This window comes from Bradyrhizobium sp. ORS 375 (assembly GCF_000239775.1).
Classification (GTDB): Bacteria; Pseudomonadota; Alphaproteobacteria; order Rhizobiales; family Xanthobacteraceae; genus Bradyrhizobium.
The window spans coordinates 1-20,062 of sequence record NZ_CAFI01000396.1 but is presented as its reverse complement, the minus strand read 5'-3'; the positions used below and the strand labels follow the sequence as shown (position 1 = coordinate 20,062).

Genomic DNA, 20,062 nt, shown 5'->3' with positions numbered 1-20,062 from the left:
GGTGCTTGTGACAGCCTCAGCGAACCACCTGTTGCCGCGGTCTAAAGCGGCAGCTCCGGCTCGCGCCGGGCATTCCTCCGCGCGTTGGTGTCGCTCGGCGAGGTGGAGGAGCGCACGAAGCTCCAGCGGATCGACGGCGCCTGCTGGGCGTCCTGGCGGATCACAAGCTGGGTGGTTCGGCGCGGGCCGTCATTGCCGGCGAGGAACACGCTGTCCTCGAGATCGACGCGGTCGTCGAAGGTCTCGAAGGTCCAGACCTCGCGATTGGGCAGCACCAGCATGGCGCCGCGGCCGTCGCTGAGCCGGCTGGCCTTGACGCCGGGATGCAGATGGAAGCGCAGCGTGTAGTCGGAGCCGCCGCCGCGCAGCCGCGCGCCTTGGGCCGGCGTGACGGTGTCCTCGCCGTCGAGCCGCGCGCCGTCCTCGGCGGCGACCAGCACACGGCGATGGATCAGGCCGAACTTTGCCGCATAACCGTTATGCGAGGTCGACAGCACGGTGCCGTCGGGCACGATCTCGCGGAAATTCTCCACTCGGCTCGGGCCCGAGACGATTGGCGCGCCGTGCAGCAGGCGCTTCATCGCCGACATCTCGACGAAGGTGCAGGACGAGGTGTTGTGATAGGTCAGCGTCGAATGCGCCACCGTTGACCGCGCGAAGGTGCGCCAATTGTCGCGGCCGGTGGACGGCATGCCGCAATTGATGACGATGCGGCTGGTGCCCGACGACAGCTCGAAGGCGAGGCAGCCGGCATGCGCCTCGTGGCTGAGATGCGGCGGCGGCGGCGCGCCGGTGTCGACGATGACCGTCATCGCGCCCGCATCGAGCCGCTGGAAGCCGGAATGCGGCATGCTCGCCATCGGCGTGCCGTGCGTGTCGTCATAGGCGAGCAAGGTCGCCAGCAGGTCGGACGGCGTGCCGCCCATGCCGTTGAACAGCGCCATGTTGCCGTCGCCATGACGGAAGAAGCGCAGCATCGGCATCATCCGGTCGATGGCGTTGAGCAGCGCCGGGGGCGGGGCGATGTTGCGCGCGGCGAAGGTCTGGCGCAGCGGCAAGAGGTCGATCAGCAGCTCGATCAGCGCGCCCGGGTTGCGCGAGACATGGCCGCCATCGGGCAGGATCTGGCGCTGCAATTCGTCCGACAGCTTTCGGCTGGCGCTGCGGATGTGCTTGGCCTGGTTGGCGAGGCACAGCGCCGCGTAGCACAGCGCGATCAGGACCTGCAGCCGCGGCACCCCATCGGGGATGTCGATGGTCGAATAGCGCAGGAAGCGGATCTCGCGGGTCAGGCCGCGCAGATAGCGCCGGTAGAACTTGCCGTCCGAATCGGCCAGCACCAGCGGCGCCTGCGACAGCAGCGAGATCACCCGGCGCGCCAGCACGTCGGCGCGGCGGCTGAGCGGATGGCGGCCGATCTGGTTGGTGATCCAGTCGTCGACCAGCGCGCGGGCATTGGCCCGGGTGAGCGCCGTGTCGGCTGCGCGGAGATGCCGCAGCCAGCCGAAGCCGAGCAGCGCGACCTCCCAGTCCTCCGACGGCGGCTCCAGGTCGAAGATCGAACGGCCATGGCAGGTCACGATCTTCCCGGCGAAGACGAACCGCCCGGCATAGATCTCGGCCGCCCTTGTGGCGTCCGACGTGCGCAGGTCATGCGGCGCAATGATCAGCCGGTCGGCCCGTCCGGGCCATAAACCGGAAACAGATACCGACACGCCGCTGACATTGGACATCAGGCTGCGCGCGAAGCGGCCCATCACCAATGTCGATATGCGTCTGCGTTGAGCGGCGGACACGCCAAGCCTTAGGTCGAGAGGGGATTCGTTTGCGGACCTCCTGAGAGATTCGCAAATGCCGCCGATACACCATTTTTGGTCCCGGTGCAGCACCATCGCGGGACCTGAAACTGGTGCAAAATCAGGATTTAACGACTAACGCAACGCCGACGCCCTCAATCGGCTACCGCCCCGGCGCAGCCACACATCGTGCACACGATGCCATGCTCATGGCCGCCGCTCCAGCCTCGCGGCATAAAATCCGTCGAGGCCGCCGAGCCGGGGATCCTGGTGCGGCAGATGGCAGGGCAGGGTTCGCAGATCGCCCGCCGGCGTCACCAGCTCGGCCAGTCCGGCGACCTCACCCGGCGTGACCGGGATGCGGCGCAGCTCGGTGCTGCCGGCCAGAACCTGCTCGACGACGTGCTCGCCCTCCTCGGGCTCGAGCGAGCAGGTGCAGTACACCAGGGTTCCCCCCGGCTTGAGCAGGCCGGCGGCCCTGGTCAGCAGTCGCACCTGCGTGCCGGACAGCGCGGTGATGTCGGCCTCGCTGCGCAGCCAGCCGACATCGGGATGCCGGCGAATCGTTCCGGTCGAGCTGCAGGGCGCGTCGAGCAGGATGCCGTCGAAGCCGCCAGCGTCCGGCGGCTGCCACTCGGCGGCATCGGTCACGACGGTTTCGGCCGAAAGCTGCAGCCGGGTCATGTTGTCCTTGAGACGGCTCATCCGAGCCGGCGACCGGTCCACCGCGGTGACGCGGGCGCCGCCATGGGCGAGCTGGGCGGTCTTGCCGCCCGGGGCGGCGCAGAGATCGGCGATGGATTTGCCGGCGACGTCGCCGAACAGCCGGGCCGGCAGCGCGGCGGCCGCGTCCTGCACCCACCATTGCCCCTCGGAAAAGCCCGGCAGCACCGTCACCGAGCCGTGCAGCAGGGTGCGCACGGTCCCGGTCGGCAGCACCTCGCCATGCAGCCGTGACGCCCATTGCGCCGGGTCGGATTTGACGGTGATGTCGAGCGACGGCTCCTGGCCGAGCGCAGCCGCGATGTCCTTGGCCGTGGCCTCGCCGTAATGATCCGTCCAGCGCTTCAGCAGCCAGGGCGCGATGTCGAGCGGCTGGCCCTGGGCGTCGTCGAGCAGAGCTGTTCCCTCGCGCGCGCAACGCCGTAGCACCGCGTTGACCAGGCCGGCATATTTGGCGGCGCGGCGGTCGGCCTGCACCAGCCGCACCGAAAGGTCGACCGCGGCGTGGTCCGGCACGTCCATCCACAGGATTTGCGCGGCGCCGATCAGCAGCGCGCTCTGCGCCCGCGGCGCGTCGGTCGGGATGCCGCGATCCAACAGCCGCGACAGCACGTTTCCAAGCGTCCCGAGGCGGCGCAGCGTCGTCGCGACCAGCCGGCGCATCAGCGCGCGGTCGCGGTCGGCGAGATGCTTCAGGCCGGGATGGGCACCCGAGCCGTCGAGCTGATCGTCGAGCGTGCGGTGCTTGTGAAGCACGCCATCGATGACGTCGGCGGCGATACGACGTGCCGCAAGGCCCGGGACTTCGGAAGGGGTCGCAAAACGCGGCGGGGGCATGCCTGAAAGTTACTCGCGAAAGGAAGAAAGGCAGTTCCGCGACGATCGGGTGCATGCCATCAGCTTGCGGGTCCTCTGCCAGCGGAATATGCCAAATGTAAGAATCGGCTCTGCTTTTATTAGCCCTGTTTTTTCATGGGAGGGCACACGATCTGATGAGCTTGGGAACGGTCCGGTTCAAAGGTGGAATGGTACGATGAACGACGAGCCTTCGAGCAAGCCGACATTGACGCTGGTGGCCAGCAACGAGACCCCGCGCAAGCCGCTGACGCCGGCCGCGCAGCGCGCGCTGGCCGAGGCCGAGGAGCGCCGGCGGATTGCTGCCGAACAGGCCAAGCCGATGCCGAAGGAGCTGCAGGGACCGAAGGGGCCGGAACCGACCCGCTACGGCGACTGGGAGCGCAAGGGCATCATCTCGGACTTCTGAGCACGCTCGGTCTCGGGCCGATCCTCCGGCCGATCTTTTTTCCTCAGATGTAATGTTGCTCGCGCAGATGGCGGACGATCAGCTCGGCTGCGGTCTCGGCTGACACCGCGCCGGCATCGATCGTGATCTCCGGCCTGTCCGGAGCCTCATAGGGCTGGTCGATCCCGGTGAAGCCCGAGAGCTCGCCGGCACGCGCGCGCTTGTAGAGACCCTTGGGGTCGCGCGCCTCGCATGTCGATAGCGGGGTTGCGACATGGATCTCGATGAACTCGCCGTCGCCAAAGCGGCGGCGGGCGCTGTCGCGGTCGGCGCGGAACGGTGAGATCAGCGACACCAGCGTGATCAGGCCGGCGTCGACGAACAGTGCGGCGATCTCCGCCACCCGGCGGATATTCTCGACCCGCGCCTCCGGCGTGAAACCGAGATCGCGGTTGATGCCGTGGCGCAGATTGTCGCCGTCGAGCAGCGCGGTGTGACGGCCGAGCTCGCACAGCCGTCGGTCGACCAGGTTGGCGATCGTCGACTTGCCGGCGCCGCTCAGTCCGGTGAGCCAGAGCACGCACGGTTTCTGCTGCTTGAGGCGGGCGCGCGCCGCCTTGTCGACCGTTGTCGGATGCCAGCTGATATTGGCCGGCCGGCGCAGCGGCGCGTCGATCAGGCCCGCGGCGACGGTATGCCGGCTGAACGGATCGATCAGGATGAAGCTGCCGAGATCGCGGTTGTCGCGATAGGCATCGCAGACCAGCGGCCGATCGAGCGCGATCTCGACACAGCCGATCTCGTTGGCCTCCAGCGCCGGCGCAGCCTCATGCGCCATGGTGTCGATGCAGACGCGGTGCTTCATCGCCGAGACGACGGCGCCGATCGAGGAGGTCCCCGATTTGAGCAGATAGCGGCGGCCCGTCCGCATCGCCTCGTCGTCGAACCAGATCAGATGAGCGACGATGTGATCCGTCACGTCAGGCGGTGCGCCGGAGGCGAGCACATCGCCGCGGCTGGCGTCGATCTCGTCGGCGAGCAGCAACGTCACGGATTGCCCGGACACCGCCTGCTGCAGCCGGCTGTCGGCCGTGACGATGCCGGAAACGCGGCTCCGCCGTCCCGAGGGCAGCACTACGACCGGATCACCGCAGCGGAGCGTGCCGGAGGCGACGCGGCCCGACAAGCCGCGAAACTCGGCATTCGGCCGATTGGCCCATTGCACCGGAAAACGGAACGGCCGTTCGGCGATCCCGTCGGAGACGTCGACCTGTTCGAGATGCTGCATCACGCTCGGCCCGTCGTACCAGGGCATGCGCGCGCTGCTGTGAATGATGTTGTCGCCGTCGCAGGCCGCCACGGGAACGCATTGCACGTGGGTGAGGCCGAGCTGGCCGGCCATGGTACGGACCATGGTCGAGATGGCCTTGAAGCGATCCGCATCGAAGTCGACGAGATCCATCTTGTTCACGGCGACCAGCACGTGACGGACGCCGAGCAGCGCCAGGATGTGGCAGTGGCGGCGGGTCTGGCTCACCACGCCTTTTCGAGCGTCGATCAGCACCACCGCGAGATCGGCCTGTGAGGCGCCGGTCGCCATGTTGCGCGTGTATTGGACGTGGCCGGGCGTGTCGGCGATGACGAAGCGGCGGCGCGCGGTGGCGAAGAAGCGATAGGCGACGTCGATCGTGATGCCCTGCTCGCGCTCGGCCTGCAGCCCGTCCACCAGGAGCGCGAAATCGAGCGCCGGGCCGGTGGTGCCGGCTACCTTGCTGTCCGACGTCAGTGCGTCGAGCTGATCGTCGAGCAGCATCTTCGAATCGAACAGCAGCCGGCCGACCAGCGTGCTCTTGCCGTCGTCGACGCTGCCGCAGGTGACGAGGCGCAACGTCGGTCTGTCCAGCGCGTGAGCCGTGGGAGACTCCTGTGCCCGCCCGATGATTGCCTGGTGGACGGTCATCAGAAATAGCCCTCCACCTTCTTGCGCTCCATCGAGGCCGTGCCGTCGCGGTCGATCACGCGGCCCTGCCGCTCGGAGGTGCGGGACGCCTTCATCTCGCGAATGATCGCGGCGAGGTCACTCGCGGTCGATGGCGTCGCGCCCGTCAGCGGATAGCAGCCGAGCGTGCGGAAACGCACCGAGCGCCATTGCGGCGTCTCGCCCGGCCGCAAGGGCAGGCGCTCGTCATCGACCATGATCAGCGCGCCATCGCGCTCGACCACGGGCCGCAGGCCTGCGAAATACAGCGGCACGATCGGGATGGTCTCGAGCTGGATGTAGTCCCAGACGTCGAGCTCGGTCCAGTTCGACAGCGGGAAGACGCGCATGCTTTCGCCGGGCGCAAGCAGCGTGTTGTAGAGACTCCAGAGCTCCGGGCGCTGGTTCTTCGGATCCCAGCGATGCGTGACGCTGCGATGGGAGAAGATGCGCTCCTTGGCGCGCGATTTCTCCTCGTCGCGGCGCGCGCCGCCGATCGCGGCGTCGAAGCCGTGCATGTCCAGGGCCTGGCGCAGCGCCTGCGTCTTCATCACGTCGGTGTACAGCGCCGAGCCATGAGCAAAGGGGTTGATCTCCTGGGCGATCCCTTCGGGATTGACGTGGACGAGGAGATCGAGGCCGAGCTCGCGCACGCGCCGGTCACGGAACGCGATCATGTCCCGGAACTTCCAGGTGGTGTCGATGTGCAGCAGCGGAAACGGCGGCTTGCCCGGATAAAACGCCTTCATCGCCAGATGCAGGAGCACCGAGGAGTCCTTGCCGATCGAATACAACATCACCGGCTTGCGAAACTCCGCCGCGACCTCGCGCAGGATTGCGATGCTCTCGGCCTCGAGCCGGCGCAGATGGCTGAGGAGAGGCGGATGCTGTTCGGCTGCGGCCGGCCGCAGCGCGGATGCAAGCCCCGCCGCATGTTGGACCTGCCCGTTCATGCCGCCACTCCCGCGCGCTCGCCGAACAGGCGCGCCGAGGTTGCCGCGCTCAGATCGAGGTCGTGGATGCAGGCGGCGACCGCGGCGCGATAGGCGTCGTTGACGCCGCAGCGCTCCAGCAGCTCGAGCTGAGCCGGGGTCACTGCGCCCGTCGCGCGCGACTGGTAGCGATAGGCGCTGTCGGAGGTATGGAGATTGGGCACCTTGTAGATCGCCGCCTCGCTCGGAAAGATGACGCGGGCGTTGGTTGCATGCGCCTGGTCCGGCTGCTGCCAGCAGGTCACGGCGTCCTCGGCGAAGCTTGCTGACAGGCCGAGGCGATCGAACAGGACACGCACCGATGCGATCGGCTCCTTGCTGACCTCGTACACGTAATGAGTAACCGGAACGCGGTGCCGTCTGGCGTAATCCGAGACACGCGCCGCGCTCAGGGCGGCGATGACATAGTGCGCCAGCAACGTCGCCTCCGACGCCCTCGAGATCAGCTTGTCCAGCCAGGAGGCGAGCGCGCTGGCCGGCTCGCGATCGAGCGCGATCAGATGCAGCCGTTGCGGCGGATAGCCCGCATCGATCAGCAGCTTCAGCGGATTGAACAGGCTTTCCGCGATGACATAGGGGCCGATGGTCTCCTTGCTGAACAGGTTCGGCTCGTCGGCCGCCGACGGGATGATCCAGGGCGTGAGCGGCCGGCCGACCATCGCGTCGCGCAGCATGGCCTTGAGCGGCTGATAGTATGACGGCATCCCGGTCATGCCGAACAGATTGCTCAGCGCGGTCGAGCCGACGCGAGCCTTGCCGCAGGCGAAGTAGAGCATCGGGAAGTCCTGCGCCGGGCGATCCCGAAAGCTCTCGGCAAGGCACTGCGTCACCTCGCGCATCAGCGTCTGCAACGTCACGGACCTGCTCTGGAAGGCGCCGACCGGCGCCAGCGGCATGGTGTCGAGCGACGGATGCTCCGCCCTGATCAGAGTGGCCATCTCTGCAATGGAATCAGCCGACGTCACGTCGAGAAGCATGTGCCTGCTCCTTTCTCAGTTTCGAAATGGGTTTGAGAATGTGCTTCGGGATGAAATGACGTGGTGGCGCGGCCGCGGGGCGCCCGCGCCGATCGATCAGGCCGCGCGTACGGTGTCGAGGAATCTCTCCACTTCCACCCTGAGATTGCTGCTCTGGGAGGTCAGCGAACGCGCCGAATCCAGCACCTGACCCGAGGCCTTTCCGGTCGCGCTGGCACCGCGATTGACCTCGGTGATCCGCTCAGCGACCTCGGCCGTGCCCTTGGCCGCCTCGCCGACATTGCGTGCGATCTCCCGCGTCGCTGCGCCCTGCTGTTCGACGGTGGCGGCGATGGTCGCGGCGATGTCGGAGATCTGGGTGATGGTGGAGCCGATTTCCTTGATCGCAGCGACGGACTCCTGTGTCGCCGACTGCATGCCCGCGATCTGCGTGCCGATGTCCTCGGTCGCCTTGGCGGTCTGGGCCGCGAGCGCCTTGACCTCGCTGGCGACCACGGCGAAGCCGCGTCCGGACTCGCCGGCGCGCGCGGCCTCGATGGTCGCATTGAGCGCCAGCAGGTTGGTCTGCTCGGCAATCGCCGTGATCAGCTTGACGACGTCTCCGATGCGCCCGGCCGCGGCCTGCAGCTCGTTGATCCGGGCGTCGGTGCGTTCGGCCTGCTTGACGGCCTCGTTGGCGATGCGGCTGGAATCGTGAACCTGGCGGCTGATCTCGGTGACGGAGGCGCTCATCTCCTCGGTGGCGGAGGCCACCGCGCCGACATTGGTCGACGCCTCCTCCGACGCTGCAGCCACCATGCCGGACAGCGCCTGCGTCTGGTTGGCGGTGCCTGACAACGTGCCGGCGGCTCCCTCCAGCTGATGCGCGGCCGAGGACACCGTGGTGACGATGCCGCCGACAGCCGCCTGGAACGCATCGGCGAGCTTCATCATCTCCGCCTTGCGCTGTTGAGCTGCGATCTTGTCGCGGTTCTTCTGATCCTGCTCCATCTGCTCGATGCGGATCAGATTGTCCTTGAAGGTGCGAGCCGCGCGGGCATTGTCGCCGACCTCGTCACCCCGCTGGGTGTAGGGGATTTCGACCGCCTTGTTGCCGTCGGCGAGCTCGAGCAGAACGTCGCCGACGCGCCGGATCGGACGGGCGATGGTGAACGAGGAGAACACGGCCGAGCCGATCAGGATCAGCACCACCAGCCCACCGACCAGGATCGCGACGTTGCCGACGCGCTCCATCTCGGCCGACAATTGGCTCTGCCGCAGCGACAGCATGTCGGTCGCGATCTTCACGCCTTCACCGAGACGCTTCCTGATCTCCTGGTCGGTGGTGACGACCGTCTCGTCGAAGATGCGCCTGCTGGCCTCGTCGGACTTGAAGTAATCCATCGCCGCCGCCTTGAACGCGGTCCCGATGGCGATCAGCTCGTCGATGCCGGCCTGGACGTCCTTGTTGTTGGTGAGCCCGCGCGAGGTTTGCAGGGCGGTGAGCAGTGTCTCCAACCCGCCGGTCACGATGTCGCGTTGTGCCGGGTCGCCGGTCGAGGCGAAGCGCCAACTCGCCGCGCTGGCCGAGGCCATGGCGGCATCGGCGGTGCGCAGCTCTGACTCGATGCTGAAATGCACGGGGGAGGCGAGCAGGCTGGGCAGGCTCGTCAGCTTGGGAAAGCTCTGCTTCCAGGCATCGAAGGCCTGGTTGCGGGCCGACACCTTGGCGAGCACCTCGCCCCGCGCCTTCGCAAAATCGGCACCGGCGGCGGCGGTCTTGTCGATGGACTGGCGAATCTCCGCATACAGTTGCTGCGCCACCGCGCGGGTCGCGCGCTGGCGCGCGGCCTCGACCTCGCTGCCGGCTGCCGCGAGATTCGATTGGAGGGCCTGCAAGCCGGACTGCAGGCGGTCGGGCGTCGTCGCGCGGGCGATCTCCTGCTGGTTGAGCTGAGCGCGCAGCAGCGCCGCGTCGGCGCCCTGCGCATTGGACTTGTTGGCCATGTTGATGACGGCCAACCGAGTGAGCTCGGCGATCGACTGATTGCCGACGATCTGGTTCGCCAGCATGCCCGCGACCAGAACCACTCCGATCCCGGCCGTAATCCCGAGCTTTGTGCCGATCTTGAAATTGAACCCCAACATCCCCCAACTCCCCGAAGTTGTATCGGGGCAGTAGGCTCAACCAAGATTAAAGAAGATATAAATACCGCAGCCCGTACAACTACAGGTAAAAAGTTCCACGCAGGAACCGTGGGGAGGGAATTTGTTTCGGCAGCCGAATTTCTCCGATTCGACCGGCTTCGCTCAGCGCGTCACCACCACCGTGGTGCCGATCGACACGCGGTCATAGAGGTCGGTGATGTCGGAATTCAGCATGCGGATGCAGCCATAGGACACGAAGCCACCGACCGAGCCCGGCACATTGGTGCCGTGGATCGCATATTCGCCGCCGGCCAGCGTCATCGCCGCGACCCCCATCGGGTTCTGAGGCGAGCCGCCGGCGATCACGTCCGGGATGTTGGGCTTGTCGCGCTTGACGGCCGCGGGCGGTGCCCAGGCCGGATTTTTGTACTTGCCGTCGATCTTGGTCGTGCCGGCCCATTGCCGTCCGGCCTTGCCGACCCCGACCGGATAGCGCATGGCGTGGCTGCCATCGAGCACGAGATAGAGCTTGCGCTCGCCGGTCCTCACCACGATCGTGCCGGGCGAATAGTCGCCGGCGATGCCGACCAGCTCGGGGCGCGCCGACGCCGCAGTTGTCGTTGCCGCGATCGTGCCGATGGCCGACGCCGCTATCATGGCTGCCTTCACGGCCAGCCCAACCGTTCCAGTCCGCATTGCCATCCCCTCAGCCCGTTGCGCGGCGGATGCTCCCCAGCCGGGAGCACTCGCATGGCTTGAGGAAATGAAAACTTCTCAGCCAAGTAAATGACCTGAAAACAACACTCCCGCGGAATCATCCGCGGGAGTGACGTTGTGCTTGACGAGCGAGGAACCCGGTTCGGACAGCCGAACTCAGGCCTGCGTCTCCTTGCGGTTCTGGCGGTGCTGCACGAGATCGTCGACGACGGCCGGATCAGCGAGCGTCGAGGTGTCGCCGAGCGCGCCCGGCTCGTCCTCGGCGATCTTGCGCAGGATGCGGCGCATGATCTTGCCGGAGCGGGTCTTGGGCAGACCTTGCGAGAACTGGATCTGGTCGGGCGAGGCGATCGGGCCGATCTCCTTGCGCACCCAGGCGACGAGCTCCTTGCGCAGCTCCTCGCTCGGCGTCTCGCCGGCCATCAGGGTGACATAGGCGTAGATGCCCTGGCCCTTGATGTCGTGGGGATAGCCGACCACGGCCGCTTCCGAGACCTTGGCATGCGCGACCAGCGCGCTTTCGACCTCGGCGGTGCCCATGCGATGGCCGGAGACGTTGATGACGTCGTCGACGCGGCCGGTGATCCAGTAGTAGCCATCGGCGTCGCGGCGGCAGCCGTCGCCGGTGAAGTACTTGCCCTTGTAGGTCGAGAAGTAGGTCATCTCGAAGCGGGCGTGATCGCCATAGACGGTGCGCATCTGGCCCGGCCACGAGCGGGTGAGGCAGAGATTGCCCTCGGTCGCGCCGTCCAGCGGCTTGCCGTCGGCGTCGACGATCTCCGGCACCACGCCGAAGAACGGCCGTGTCGCCGAGCCCGGCTTGAGCTTGGTCGCGCCCGGCAGCGGGGTGATCAGGATGCCGCCGGTCTCGGTCTGCCACCAGGTGTCGACGATCGGGCAGCGGCCGTCGCCGACGACGCGGTGATACCATTCCCAGGCTTCCGGATTGATCGGCTCGCCGACCGAGCCGAGCAGGCGCAAGGATGCGCGCGAGGTCTTCGTCACGGGCGCATCGCCGCCCTGCATCAGCGCGCGGATCGCGGTCGGCGCAGTGTAGAAGATGTTGACCTTGTGCTTGTCGATGACGTTCCAGAACCGCGAATTGTCCGGATAGTTCGGCACGCCTTCGAACATCAGCGAGATGGCGCCGTTGGCCAGCGGCCCGTACAGGATGTAGCTGTGGCCGGTGACCCAACCGACGTCGGCGGTGCACCAGTAGATGTCGCCCTCGTGATAGTCGAACACGTATTGATGCGTCATCGAGGCGTAGACGAGATAGCCGCCGGTGGTGTGCAGCACGCCCTTGGGCTGGCCGGTCGAACCCGATGTGTAAAGGATGAACAGCGGGTCTTCCGCGTTCATCGGCTCACACGGGCAATCCGTCGTCACCATCTCCGCGGCCTCGTGGTACCAGAGGTCGCGCGTCGGGTTCATCTCGATCTTGCCGCCGGTGCGCTTGACCACGACGACCCAGTCGACATTGTCGACCTTGTTCAGCGCTGCGTCGACATTGGCCTTCAGCGGCACCTTGCGGCCGCCGCGCAAGCCCTCGTCGGCGGTGATGACGACCTTGGAATCGCAATCCTTGATGCGCTGGGCCAGCGAGTCCGGCGAGAAGCCGGCGAACACCACGGAGTGGATGGCGCCAATGCGGGCGCAGGCCAGCATCGCATAGGCCGCCTCCGGGATCATCGGCAGATAGATCGTGACGCGGTCGCCCTTCTTGACGTTGCGGTTGCGCAGGATGTTGGCCATCTTGCACACTTCGTCGTGCAGCTCGCGATAGGTGATGTTCCTGGATTGCGAGGGATCGTCGCCCTCCCAGATGATCGCGGTCTGGTCGCCGCGGGTGGCGAGGTGGCGGTCGATGCAGTTGTAGGCGGCGTTGAGGACGCCGTCCTCGAACCATTTGATCGAGATGTTGCCCGGGGCGTAAGAGACGTTCTCGATGATGGTCGGCGCCTTGACCCAGTCGACGCGCTTGGCCTGCTCGGCCCAGAAGCCGTTGGGGTCCTTGATCGAGCGCGCGTACATCTCCTGGTACTTCGCGTCGTCAACGAAGGCGCGTTTCGCCCACTCGGCCGGGACGTCGTAGATCTTCTCGGACATTTCACACCCTCCACATGCGGCCTGCCGTCGATCCTGGGCAAGCCATCGTTGTTCCCACTATGCGTCCGCGTAACCGGCGGCGACAAGGCAAGACAAGTAGGACCTTCGGCGGGGAGGCGGTCTGCGCAGGATCAAAGAATTGTGCGCGGAGGTTGCGGAAGCGACGATTGGGCCGACGTCCGCCAAAGCTCCAGACATCAAGGTTACCCGGAATCGGCCCCTTTGTCGGTATCTCGCGACCGTCCTGCCCAAATTTAGGGACTCGCCATCCGCGCTCCGACGCCCTAAATCGCCTTGAAGCTGTGGATAACCCGGCCGGAACCAAAAGGCGGGCCGGGGCATTGAGCGGATGAACACGACGGCAGGGCGTCTAAAGCAATGATGGACCAGCAGAATTTCGAGAGTCCCAGGGTCGGCCCGGCCGATACCGACGTGGCGCTCGCGAAGGCGCTGGGCCAATGGCCGCCGAAACCGGCGCGCCGCAAGCTCACCCCGGCGGATCTCGCCCACGCCAAGACCGCCAACGCCCAGGCCAATGCCAAGACCACGGTGGAGGAATTGGCCAAGCGCATCGGGCTCAAGCTCGGCGATCAGTCGGAGCTGACCATTCGCCGCATCAAGCGCGGCAAGAGCTACACCTTCATCCGCGCCAACGGCACCCAGATCCGCCATGCCGGCACCATCCGCCGCCTGCACGCGATGGCGGTGCCGCCGGCCTATCGCGAGGTGCGCTACGCCCCCGATCCGAGCTTGCATCTGCAGGCGGTGGGCATCGATGCCGCCGGTCGGCTGCAATACCGCTACCACACCGATTGGGAGAAGGTGCGCGAGCATCGCAAGGCGCATCGCCTGGCGAAGCTGGTCGGCGCGTTGCCGCGGATCCGTCGCGCGGTGTCGAAGCATCTCGCCGGCGACGAGCCGACGCGGGAGTTCGCGCTGGCCGCCGTGATCGAGCTGATCGCGCGCACCGCGATCCGCCCCGGCAGCGAGTCCTATGCGCGCCTCAACGGCACGCGCGGTGCCGCGACGCTGTTGAAGTCGAACGTTCTTCTGGAAGACGACGGCCTGGTTTTGACGTTCAAGGCCAAGGGCGGCAAGGCGGTGCGCAAGGAATGCGACGCGTCCAAGCTGGTGCGCGCCGTCGGCATCCTGCGCGGCCTTCCCGGCCGGCGCATGTTCCAGTATCGCGACGCGCAGGGCGTGGTGCGCGCCGTCTCGACCACCCAGGTCAACGCGTTCCTGCGCGAGATCGCCGGGATCAAGATCTCGGCCAAGGATTTCCGCACGCTGATGGCTTCGGCCGTCGCGCTGGAGACGCTGTCGCGGATCACCCCGGCGGACAGCGCGCGCGGACGCAAGAAGCAGATTCTCGAGGCGATCCGCGCCGCCGCCGACGAGCTCACCAACACGCCGGCGATCTGCCGCAAGAGCTACGTGCACGACACCATCGTCACCGCGTTCGAGGACGGCATCCTGGAACGTTTCGCCGCGACCATGAAGGGCCAGCGCTCGCAGACAAAGCGCGAGCAGCTGCTGGCCCAGGTGGTGACGGCCGTCTCGGCCTGAAGCCGCGATCGATCAAGTCTGACAACGCGGCCCGATCTTCGACGACGCGAGGAAGCGCGCGATCGGATCGAGCTGCTTGCACGGCACCGCCGCACTCTTCACCGCCGCAGCGTCGCGCTTGCCCGGCCGCAGCACGGCCTTCTTGATATTCGCAGCCCTGGCCCTGCGCGCAACAGACGCATTTCGCCCGTCCGCGCGCACGGCCTTCGAGACTAGCGGCAGACGCACACCCTCGGTGAGGTCGATCGGCTGCACGTCGAAGCTGCGGTCGTTCTCACTCAGCGTATCAACGCCGGGAATGGGCTCTCGGATCAGCGACGACATCGTCTCGCCCGTGCTGTCGCCGGGCGTCGCCGCGGCGAGCACCATCTTGGTTGCGAGCAAGCAGCAGATTATCACGAGGCAGAACCCCGCAATCCAGATCGTTCTGTTCACTGTTGGAAACCCCCGCCGATCGCGCCGGACAGTGCAGGACATCCCCTTCCCGCAGCCGGCGTCCTGACGACCAATCAACCTTAAGAAAGTCTTACTCGCAATGTTTTCGGCAGGTTCGGCCGGGGTAGGCTGGCGTTGTAGTTAATGCGAACGCGGCCTCGGCCAATGACCGACCTGCACCGATGAGTCCCAGCTGCGACAATGCGGCGCGCGACATCTGGGCCATTGAGTCGGCGAGACGATCTCGGTCGCCATTGGTTTCACGGATCACGTTAAATTATGCCGCGAAACTCGCTCAGAGAAGCGCGCGTAGCTCGGTCCGACACGACGCAAGAGCGCCAAGCTCACATCAGCATCGGTGTCGCAGTCGAACTCATCAAGCGGCCCTGCCGCCCGTCTTTAGGGAGCTACCCATGTCCAAGCGCATTGCCTTCCTCGCTGCCGCCGCCTTCAGCGCGCTGTCGCTGACCTCGATCGCCGTCGCGCCCGCCAGCGCCGAGGAGAAGACCGTGATGGTCGGAGGCGCGGCGATGTATCCGTCGAAGAACATCGTGCAGAACGCCGTCAATTCGAAGGATCACACCACGCTGGTCGCCGCGGTGAAGGCCGCCGGTCTGGTGCAGACGCTGGAGGGCAAGGGCCCGTTCACGGTGTTCGCGCCGACCAACGCCGCCTTCGGCAAGCTGCCGGCCGGGACCGTCGACACGCTGGTGAAGCCGGAGAACAAGGCGACGCTGACCAAGATCCTCACCTATCACGTCGTGCCCGGCAAGCTCGAGGCCGCCGACCTCAAGGATGGCCAGATGCTGAAGACGGTCGAGGGCGAGCAGCTCACCGTCAAGCGCGAGGGCAAGAACGTCATGATCGTCGACGCCAAGGGCGGCACCTCGATGGTCACGATCCCGAACGTCAACCAGTCGAACGGCGTCATCCACGTGGTCGACACCGTGCTGATGCCGGCGTCGTAAGACCCGGCGCAACACCGGACGCGTCCGTTTCTTCCTCCTCCTCGCGGATGCGATCCCGAGCGAGCCGGGCCCACCCCGGCTCGCTTTTTTGTGAGAGCCATTGCTCAGAAAGCATCGATTTGCCGGTTTGAGCCCGTAACGGGCGGACCGCCTTTGGCGTATATTTGGTTGGAACCTGCGACCCCGAACAATCGAGCCCGTCATGTCCAGCATCGCCGCCACCGATACGACGATCAGCGCCCCGCAAGCCAAGGTGATCCAGCCGGCCTGGGTCCGCGTCATGCACTGGATCAACGCCGTTGCGATGATCCTGATGATCATGTCGGGCTGGCAGATCTACAACGCCTCGCCGCTGTTCGACTTCCGCTTCGATCGCAGCATCACGCTCGGCGGCTGGCTCGGCGGCGCGCTGCTGTGGCACTTCGCCGCGATGTGGCTGCTGATGCTCAACGGCCTCGCCTATCTCGTCACCGGTCTGTTGACTGGCCGGTTCCGCCGCAAGCTGCTGCCGCTCTCGCCAGCGTCCGTCATCGCCGATCTCAAGGCGGCACTGACCTTCAAGCTGTCGCACGACGATCTCACCGCCTACAATGCCGTGCAGAAGCTGCTCTATCTCGGCATCATCCTGGTCGGCATCATCGTCGTGCTCACGGGGCTCTCGATGTGGAAGCCGGTGCAGTTGCACTGGCTGGTCAGCCTGTTCGGCGACTATCCAGCGGCTCGCTACGTCCATTTCGTCTGCATGGCGCTGATCTGCGCCTTCCTGGTGATCCACATCCTGCTCGCGCTGCTGGTGCCGAAGAGCCTGCGCGCGATGATCATCGGCCGCTGAGAGGAGAGCTCATCATGGCCAAGCGTCCGTTCCTCATTCCCGGCGTCGACAAGCGGCTCCTGATCAAGGACTCGCTGAAGGTGATGCCCGATCTCACCCGCCGCCGCTTCATCACCGGCGGCGCCAGCCTGGGCGCGCTGACCCTGCTCACCGGCTGCGACGTCGTCGATGGCGACACCGCAGAGGAGCTGCTCAAGAAGGTCTCGAAGTTCAACGACGCCGTGCAGTCCTGGATCTTCAATCCCGACGCGCTGGCGCCGACCTTCCCGGAGAGCGCGATCACCAAGCCGTTCCCGTTCAACGCCTACTACACGCTCGACGAGGCGCCGGAGATCGACGCGGCCGACTGGAAGCTCGAGGTGCGCGGGCTGGTCGACAACAAGAAGTCGTGGACGCTCGACGAGCTGCACGCGCTGCCGCAGGTCAAGCAGATCACGCGCCATATCTGCGTCGAGGGCTGGAGCGCGATCGGCTCCTGGACCGGCACGCCGCTGCGCGACTTCCTCAAGCTGATTGGCGCGGATACGCGGGCCAAATATGTGTGGTTCAACTGCGCCGATGCGCAGGGTTACAACTCGCCTTTGGACATGCGCACCGCGCTGCATCCGCAGACGCAGATGACGTTCAAGTTCGCCGACCAGATCCTGCCGCGCGCCTACGGCTACCCGATGAAGATCCGCGTTCCGACCAAGCTCGGCTTCAAGAACCCGAAATACGTCGTCGCGATGGAAGTCACCAACGACTACAAGGGCGGCTATTGGGAGGACCAGGGGTATAATTCCTTCAGCGGGAGCTGAGCGCTTTTGGCGAATTGAGTCGCGACCGCCGCCACACCCTCCGCCGTCGTCCCGGCCTTGAGCCGGGACCCATACCCACAGGGCGTGGTTTGAGGCAGGCAGGTCATGGGCATTTTTGCCCATCACGTCCGCCGCGGCGTATGGGTCCCGGGTCAAGGCCGGGACGACACTGTTGGTCAAGCGCGGTCTTTGGCCTTCAGCTTATGTTGGAAGGCCGCCATCACCGCGCCGAGCAGCAGCAGCGCCGCCGAGACATTCAGCGCATAGGTCAGACTGCCCATCGCATCGGTGATCGCGCCGACGGCGAATGGTCCCAGCGTCTGACCGATGCCGAATGAGATCGTCAGCGCCGCGATCGCGCGCGGCCACGCGGCTTGCGGCAGGTTGAAGCGGACGAACGCCGTCGTCGCGGTGGTGACGGTGGAGAAGGCGATGCCGAACACGGCCGCCGACAAGGTCAGCATGATCGGCGTATGGCTGAGCGAGGGCAGGCCGGCGCCGATCGCGTTGATGGTGAGGATGAGCGCGGTGGGCCAGCCGCCGCGGTCGAGCGCCAGCACGCGGCGCCACACCCAGGGCGTGGTGAAGCCGGCCAGCCCGATCAGGCACCAGAAGCCGGATTGCGCCGCCGCGCCGCCGCCGAGATCGCGCACATAGGCGATCATGAAGGTGAGATAGGCGATGTAGCCGGCACCGTAGAGGAAGTAACCGAACAGATAGATCGCCATCGGACGCAGCGAGACGCGGTCGGCGCGCGACTCCGGCATGGCGGCGTTCGATGGCAGGCGCATCAGCAGCAGCGGCACGATCAGCACCACGCCGACGGCCGCGAGCACCGCCCACACGATCCACCATGAGCCCGGCCCGAACGCCTGCAGCACGAACGGCGCGATCAGGCCAGAGATCACGATGCCGAGCGGCGGTCCGGCATAGAACAGGCTGAGTACGAAGCTCGCCTGCGCCGGCCGCGCCAAGGCGACGCGTGCGGCCAGCGCCCCGCCGGCCACCAGCGCGACGCCGGCGCCGATCCCCGTGACGAGCCGCGCGAGGCTCAACGCCACGAAGTTGCCGGTCAGCGCGCACACCACCAGCGACGCCAGCGCCGCCAATGTTCCGCCGCGCACCGCAGCCAGCCCGCCGAAGCGCCGGGCCATCTGCGAGGCGATCAACGCGCCGATCAGATAGCCGGCGGCGTTGACCGTGTTCATGAAGCCGGCCGCCGAATATGACCAGAGCAGCGTGTCGCGCATGTCCGGCAGCACCAGCGCGTAGGCGAAGCGGCCGATGCCGAGACCGATGATCGGGCCGAGCGACAGCGTGAGATTGGTCAACGCCGGGTGGGCCGGCGTCGTGTCGGAAGGCGAGGGTGGCAAGACATGCTCCGGCGCGGCGATCGGCCGGCACTTCATGCTGCTCGGCGGCGATTTTCGCGCACATTACCGCTCGTCGTAGCGCTACAGAAGAGGTGCGCCGGCAATGGTGGCTTGCCAAGGGCGCAGGAGGGCTTTAGCACTCCGCCGATTTTGACAGCTCCCGTCATTGCCGGCCGCCTGCCGTCGACCCGATCGGCGGCAAGCCGGCAATCCCAAGCATGATGGATGCCCGTGCAACGCCCGGGCATGACCAGACCTCAGAGGACAACGACCATGGCGACCCATAAGCTCCTGCTGCTGCCCGGCGACGGCATCGGCCCCGAAGTGATGGCCGAGGTGAAGCGGCTGATCGGCTGGCTGAACGGCAAGGGGCTGGCCTCGTTCGAGACCGAGGACGGGCTGGTTGGCGGCGCCGCCTATGACGCGCACGGCGCCTCGATCTCCGAAGCCGACATGGACAAGGCCAAGGCGGCCGATGCCATCATCTTCGGCGCCGTCGGCGGCCCGAAGTGGGACGGCGTTCCCTACGAGGTGCGTCCCGAGGCCGGCCTGCTCCGCCTGCGCAAGGATCTCGGCCTGTTCGCCAATCTGCGTCCCGCCGTGTGCTATCCGGCGCTCGCGGACGCTTCCAGCCTGAAGCGCGAGATCGTCGAGGGCCTCGACATCATGATCGTGCGCGAGCTCACCGGCGGTGTCTATTTCGGCGAGCCCAAGACCATCACCGATCTCGGCAACGGCCAGAAGCGCGCGATCGATACCCAGGTCTACGACACCTATGAGATCGAGCGCATCGCCCGCGTCGCCTTCGACCTCGCGCGCAAGCGCAAGAACAAGGTGACGTCGATGGAGAAGCGCAACGTCATGAAGTCGGGCGTGCTCTGGAACGAGGTCGTCACCGCCGTTCACGCGCGCGAGTACAAGGACGTCACGCTCGAGCACCAGCTCGCCGATTCCGGCGGCATGAACCTCGTGAAATATCCGAAGATGTTCGATGTCATCGTCACCGACAACCTGTTCGGCGACATGCTGTCGGACATCGCGGCGATGCTGACCGGCTCGCTCGGCATGCTGCCCTCGGCCTCGCTCGGCGAGGTCGACGCCAAGACCCACAAGCGCCGCGCGCTGTACGAGCCGGTGCACGGCTCGGCACCGGACATTGCCGGCAAGGGTCTCGCCAACCCGATCGCGATGCTGACCTCGTTCGGCATGGCGCTGCGCTACTCGTTCGATCTCGGCAGCCTCGCCGACAAGCTCGACGCCGCCATCGCCGCCGTGCTGGCGTCAGGCCTGCGCACGGCGGACATCAAGGCCGAGGGCTCGACCCCGGCTTCGACCACGCAGATGGGCGAGGCGATCATCAAGGAGCTGGAGAAGCTCACGGCGTAGTTGGCGCCGAAGGCTCATTCGAGCCGAGCTGTTACCACGCAGA

General features: G+C 66.5%; 16 protein-coding genes. 6 read left to right on the top strand and 10 right to left on the bottom strand.

From position 1 onward, the window contains the following. Positions 1 to 41: 41 nt before the first annotated feature. Both BRAO375_RS26645 and BRAO375_RS26640 read right to left on the bottom strand, forming a co-directional pair. On the bottom strand, positions 42 to 1,757 hold the full coding sequence (locus tag BRAO375_RS26645) for a heparinase II/III family protein (RefSeq protein ID WP_035642385.1): 1,716 nt from the start codon (positions 1,755 to 1,757) through the stop codon (positions 42 to 44). 246 nt (positions 1,758 to 2,003) lie between these two features. Beyond that, the gene (locus BRAO375_RS26640; RefSeq protein ID WP_009030542.1) at positions 2,004 to 3,356 is read right to left on the bottom strand and encodes an RsmB/NOP family class I SAM-dependent RNA methyltransferase; all 1,353 of its coding nucleotides are present in this window, start codon (positions 3,354 to 3,356) and stop codon (positions 2,004 to 2,006) included. A 196-nt stretch (positions 3,357 to 3,552) separates the two neighbouring features. Between BRAO375_RS26640 and BRAO375_RS26635 the strand changes: the two genes are divergently transcribed. Next, positions 3,553 to 3,783 (top strand): DUF1674 domain-containing protein, encoded by a 231-nt coding sequence (locus BRAO375_RS26635; protein ID WP_052536142.1) that lies wholly within the window; start codon positions 3,553 to 3,555, stop codon positions 3,781 to 3,783. Positions 3,784 to 3,826: 43 nt separating this feature from the next. Here the strand turns inward: BRAO375_RS26635 and cysC are convergent, their stop codons facing one another. The 6 genes from cysC to acs all read right to left on the bottom strand — a co-directional run bounded on the left by cysC (position 3,827) and on the right by acs (position 12,662). After that, the gene (gene cysC, locus BRAO375_RS26630; RefSeq protein WP_009030540.1) at positions 3,827 to 5,722 is read right to left on the bottom strand and encodes an adenylyl-sulfate kinase; all 1,896 of its coding nucleotides are present in this window, start codon (positions 5,720 to 5,722) and stop codon (positions 3,827 to 3,829) included. Further along, positions 5,722 to 6,693 carry a sulfate adenylyltransferase subunit CysD gene (gene cysD, locus BRAO375_RS26625; RefSeq protein WP_009030539.1) on the bottom strand — a complete coding sequence of 324 codons (972 nt, stop codon included), beginning with the start codon at positions 6,691 to 6,693 and terminating at the stop codon, positions 5,722 to 5,724. The genes cysC and cysD overlap by 1 nt, the downstream gene beginning before the upstream one ends. Next, complete coding sequence (locus tag BRAO375_RS26620; protein ID WP_009030538.1) at positions 6,690 to 7,709, bottom strand: sulfotransferase family protein; 1,020 nt, start codon at positions 7,707 to 7,709, stop codon at positions 6,690 to 6,692. The genes cysD and BRAO375_RS26620 overlap by 4 nt, the downstream gene beginning before the upstream one ends. Positions 7,710 to 7,805: 96 nt before the next feature. After that, positions 7,806 to 9,836: a methyl-accepting chemotaxis protein gene (locus BRAO375_RS26615; protein ID WP_009030537.1), complete on the bottom strand. Its 2,031-nt coding sequence runs from the start codon at positions 9,834 to 9,836 to the stop codon at positions 7,806 to 7,808. 162 nt (positions 9,837 to 9,998) lie between these two features. Beyond that, a complete protein-coding gene (locus tag BRAO375_RS26610) occupies positions 9,999 to 10,493 on the bottom strand; it encodes a L,D-transpeptidase (RefSeq protein WP_035642381.1) in 495 nt (164 codons plus the stop codon). A gap of 216 nt (positions 10,494 to 10,709) precedes the next feature. Continuing rightward, positions 10,710 to 12,662 (bottom strand): acetate--CoA ligase, encoded by a 1,953-nt coding sequence (gene acs, locus BRAO375_RS26605; protein WP_009030535.1) that lies wholly within the window; start codon positions 12,660 to 12,662, stop codon positions 10,710 to 10,712. Positions 12,663 to 13,040: 378 nt separating this feature from the next. Between acs and BRAO375_RS26600 the strand changes: the two genes are divergently transcribed. Continuing rightward, positions 13,041 to 14,228: a DNA topoisomerase IB gene (locus BRAO375_RS26600; RefSeq protein ID WP_035642378.1), complete on the top strand. Its 1,188-nt coding sequence runs from the start codon at positions 13,041 to 13,043 to the stop codon at positions 14,226 to 14,228. Positions 14,229 to 14,240: 12 nt separating this feature from the next. Here BRAO375_RS26600 and BRAO375_RS26595 read toward each other — a convergent pair whose 3' ends face one another. Beyond that, positions 14,241 to 14,597 carry a hypothetical protein gene (locus BRAO375_RS26595; RefSeq protein WP_009030533.1) on the bottom strand — a complete coding sequence of 119 codons (357 nt, stop codon included), beginning with the start codon at positions 14,595 to 14,597 and terminating at the stop codon, positions 14,241 to 14,243. A gap of 479 nt (positions 14,598 to 15,076) precedes the next feature. Here BRAO375_RS26595 and BRAO375_RS26590 point away from each other — a divergent pair, with 479 nt between their 5' ends. From BRAO375_RS26590 to BRAO375_RS26580, 3 genes are all read left to right on the top strand, one after another. Next, positions 15,077 to 15,631 (top strand): fasciclin domain-containing protein, encoded by a 555-nt coding sequence (locus BRAO375_RS26590; protein WP_009030532.1) that lies wholly within the window; start codon positions 15,077 to 15,079, stop codon positions 15,629 to 15,631. Between the two features lie 202 nt (positions 15,632 to 15,833). Beyond that, positions 15,834 to 16,463 (top strand): cytochrome b/b6 domain-containing protein, encoded by a 630-nt coding sequence (locus tag BRAO375_RS26585; protein ID WP_009030531.1) that lies wholly within the window; start codon positions 15,834 to 15,836, stop codon positions 16,461 to 16,463. Positions 16,464 to 16,477: 14 nt separating this feature from the next. Continuing rightward, on the top strand, positions 16,478 to 17,260 hold the full coding sequence (locus BRAO375_RS26580) for a molybdopterin-binding protein (RefSeq protein ID WP_009030530.1): 783 nt from the start codon (positions 16,478 to 16,480) through the stop codon (positions 17,258 to 17,260). 176 nt (positions 17,261 to 17,436) lie between these two features. Here BRAO375_RS26580 and BRAO375_RS26575 read toward each other — a convergent pair whose 3' ends face one another. Then, the gene (locus tag BRAO375_RS26575; RefSeq protein ID WP_009030529.1) at positions 17,437 to 18,633 is read right to left on the bottom strand and encodes a YbfB/YjiJ family MFS transporter; all 1,197 of its coding nucleotides are present in this window, start codon (positions 18,631 to 18,633) and stop codon (positions 17,437 to 17,439) included. A gap of 273 nt (positions 18,634 to 18,906) precedes the next feature. On the opposite strand from BRAO375_RS26575, the gene leuB reads away from it, so the two are divergent. Beyond that, positions 18,907 to 20,019, top strand: a complete 1,113-nt coding sequence (leuB, locus tag BRAO375_RS26570) for a 3-isopropylmalate dehydrogenase (protein ID WP_009030528.1) — start codon at positions 18,907 to 18,909, stop codon at positions 20,017 to 20,019. Positions 20,020 to 20,062: the final 43 nt, after the last annotated feature.

What these genes read in the sequence shown, in the direction of transcription:
- cysD (WP_009030539.1), bottom strand. Translation starts at nt 6,693, where the DNA reads ATGAACGGGCAGGTCCAACATGCGGCGGGGCTTGCATCCGCGCTGCGG.
- BRAO375_RS26580 (WP_009030530.1), top strand. Translation starts at nt 16,478, where the DNA reads ATGGCCAAGCGTCCGTTCCTCATTCCCGGCGTCGACAAGCGGCTCCTG.
- leuB (WP_009030528.1), top strand. Translation starts at nt 18,907, where the DNA reads ATGGCGACCCATAAGCTCCTGCTGCTGCCCGGCGACGGCATCGGCCCC.
- cysC (WP_009030540.1), bottom strand. Translation starts at nt 5,722, where the DNA reads ATGACCGTCCACCAGGCAATCATCGGGCGGGCACAGGAGTCTCCCACG.
- BRAO375_RS26635 (WP_052536142.1), top strand. Translation starts at nt 3,553, where the DNA reads ATGAACGACGAGCCTTCGAGCAAGCCGACATTGACGCTGGTGGCCAGC.
- BRAO375_RS26640 (WP_009030542.1), bottom strand. Translation starts at nt 3,356, where the DNA reads ATGCCCCCGCCGCGTTTTGCGACCCCTTCCGAAGTCCCGGGCCTTGCG.
- BRAO375_RS26615 (WP_009030537.1), bottom strand. Translation starts at nt 9,836, where the DNA reads ATGTTGGGGTTCAATTTCAAGATCGGCACAAAGCTCGGGATTACGGCC.
- BRAO375_RS26620 (WP_009030538.1), bottom strand. Translation starts at nt 7,709, where the DNA reads ATGCTTCTCGACGTGACGTCGGCTGATTCCATTGCAGAGATGGCCACT.
- BRAO375_RS26645 (WP_035642385.1), bottom strand. Translation starts at nt 1,757, where the DNA reads ATGGGCCGCTTCGCGCGCAGCCTGATGTCCAATGTCAGCGGCGTGTCG.
- BRAO375_RS26600 (WP_035642378.1), top strand. Translation starts at nt 13,041, where the DNA reads ATGATGGACCAGCAGAATTTCGAGAGTCCCAGGGTCGGCCCGGCCGAT.
- BRAO375_RS26585 (WP_009030531.1), top strand. Translation starts at nt 15,834, where the DNA reads ATGTCCAGCATCGCCGCCACCGATACGACGATCAGCGCCCCGCAAGCC.
- acs (WP_009030535.1), bottom strand. Translation starts at nt 12,662, where the DNA reads ATGTCCGAGAAGATCTACGACGTCCCGGCCGAGTGGGCGAAACGCGCC.
- BRAO375_RS26610 (WP_035642381.1), bottom strand. Translation starts at nt 10,493, where the DNA reads ATGATAGCGGCGTCGGCCATCGGCACGATCGCGGCAACGACAACTGCG.
- BRAO375_RS26590 (WP_009030532.1), top strand. Translation starts at nt 15,077, where the DNA reads ATGTCCAAGCGCATTGCCTTCCTCGCTGCCGCCGCCTTCAGCGCGCTG.
- BRAO375_RS26595 (WP_009030533.1), bottom strand. Translation starts at nt 14,597, where the DNA reads ATGGTGCTCGCCGCGGCGACGCCCGGCGACAGCACGGGCGAGACGATG.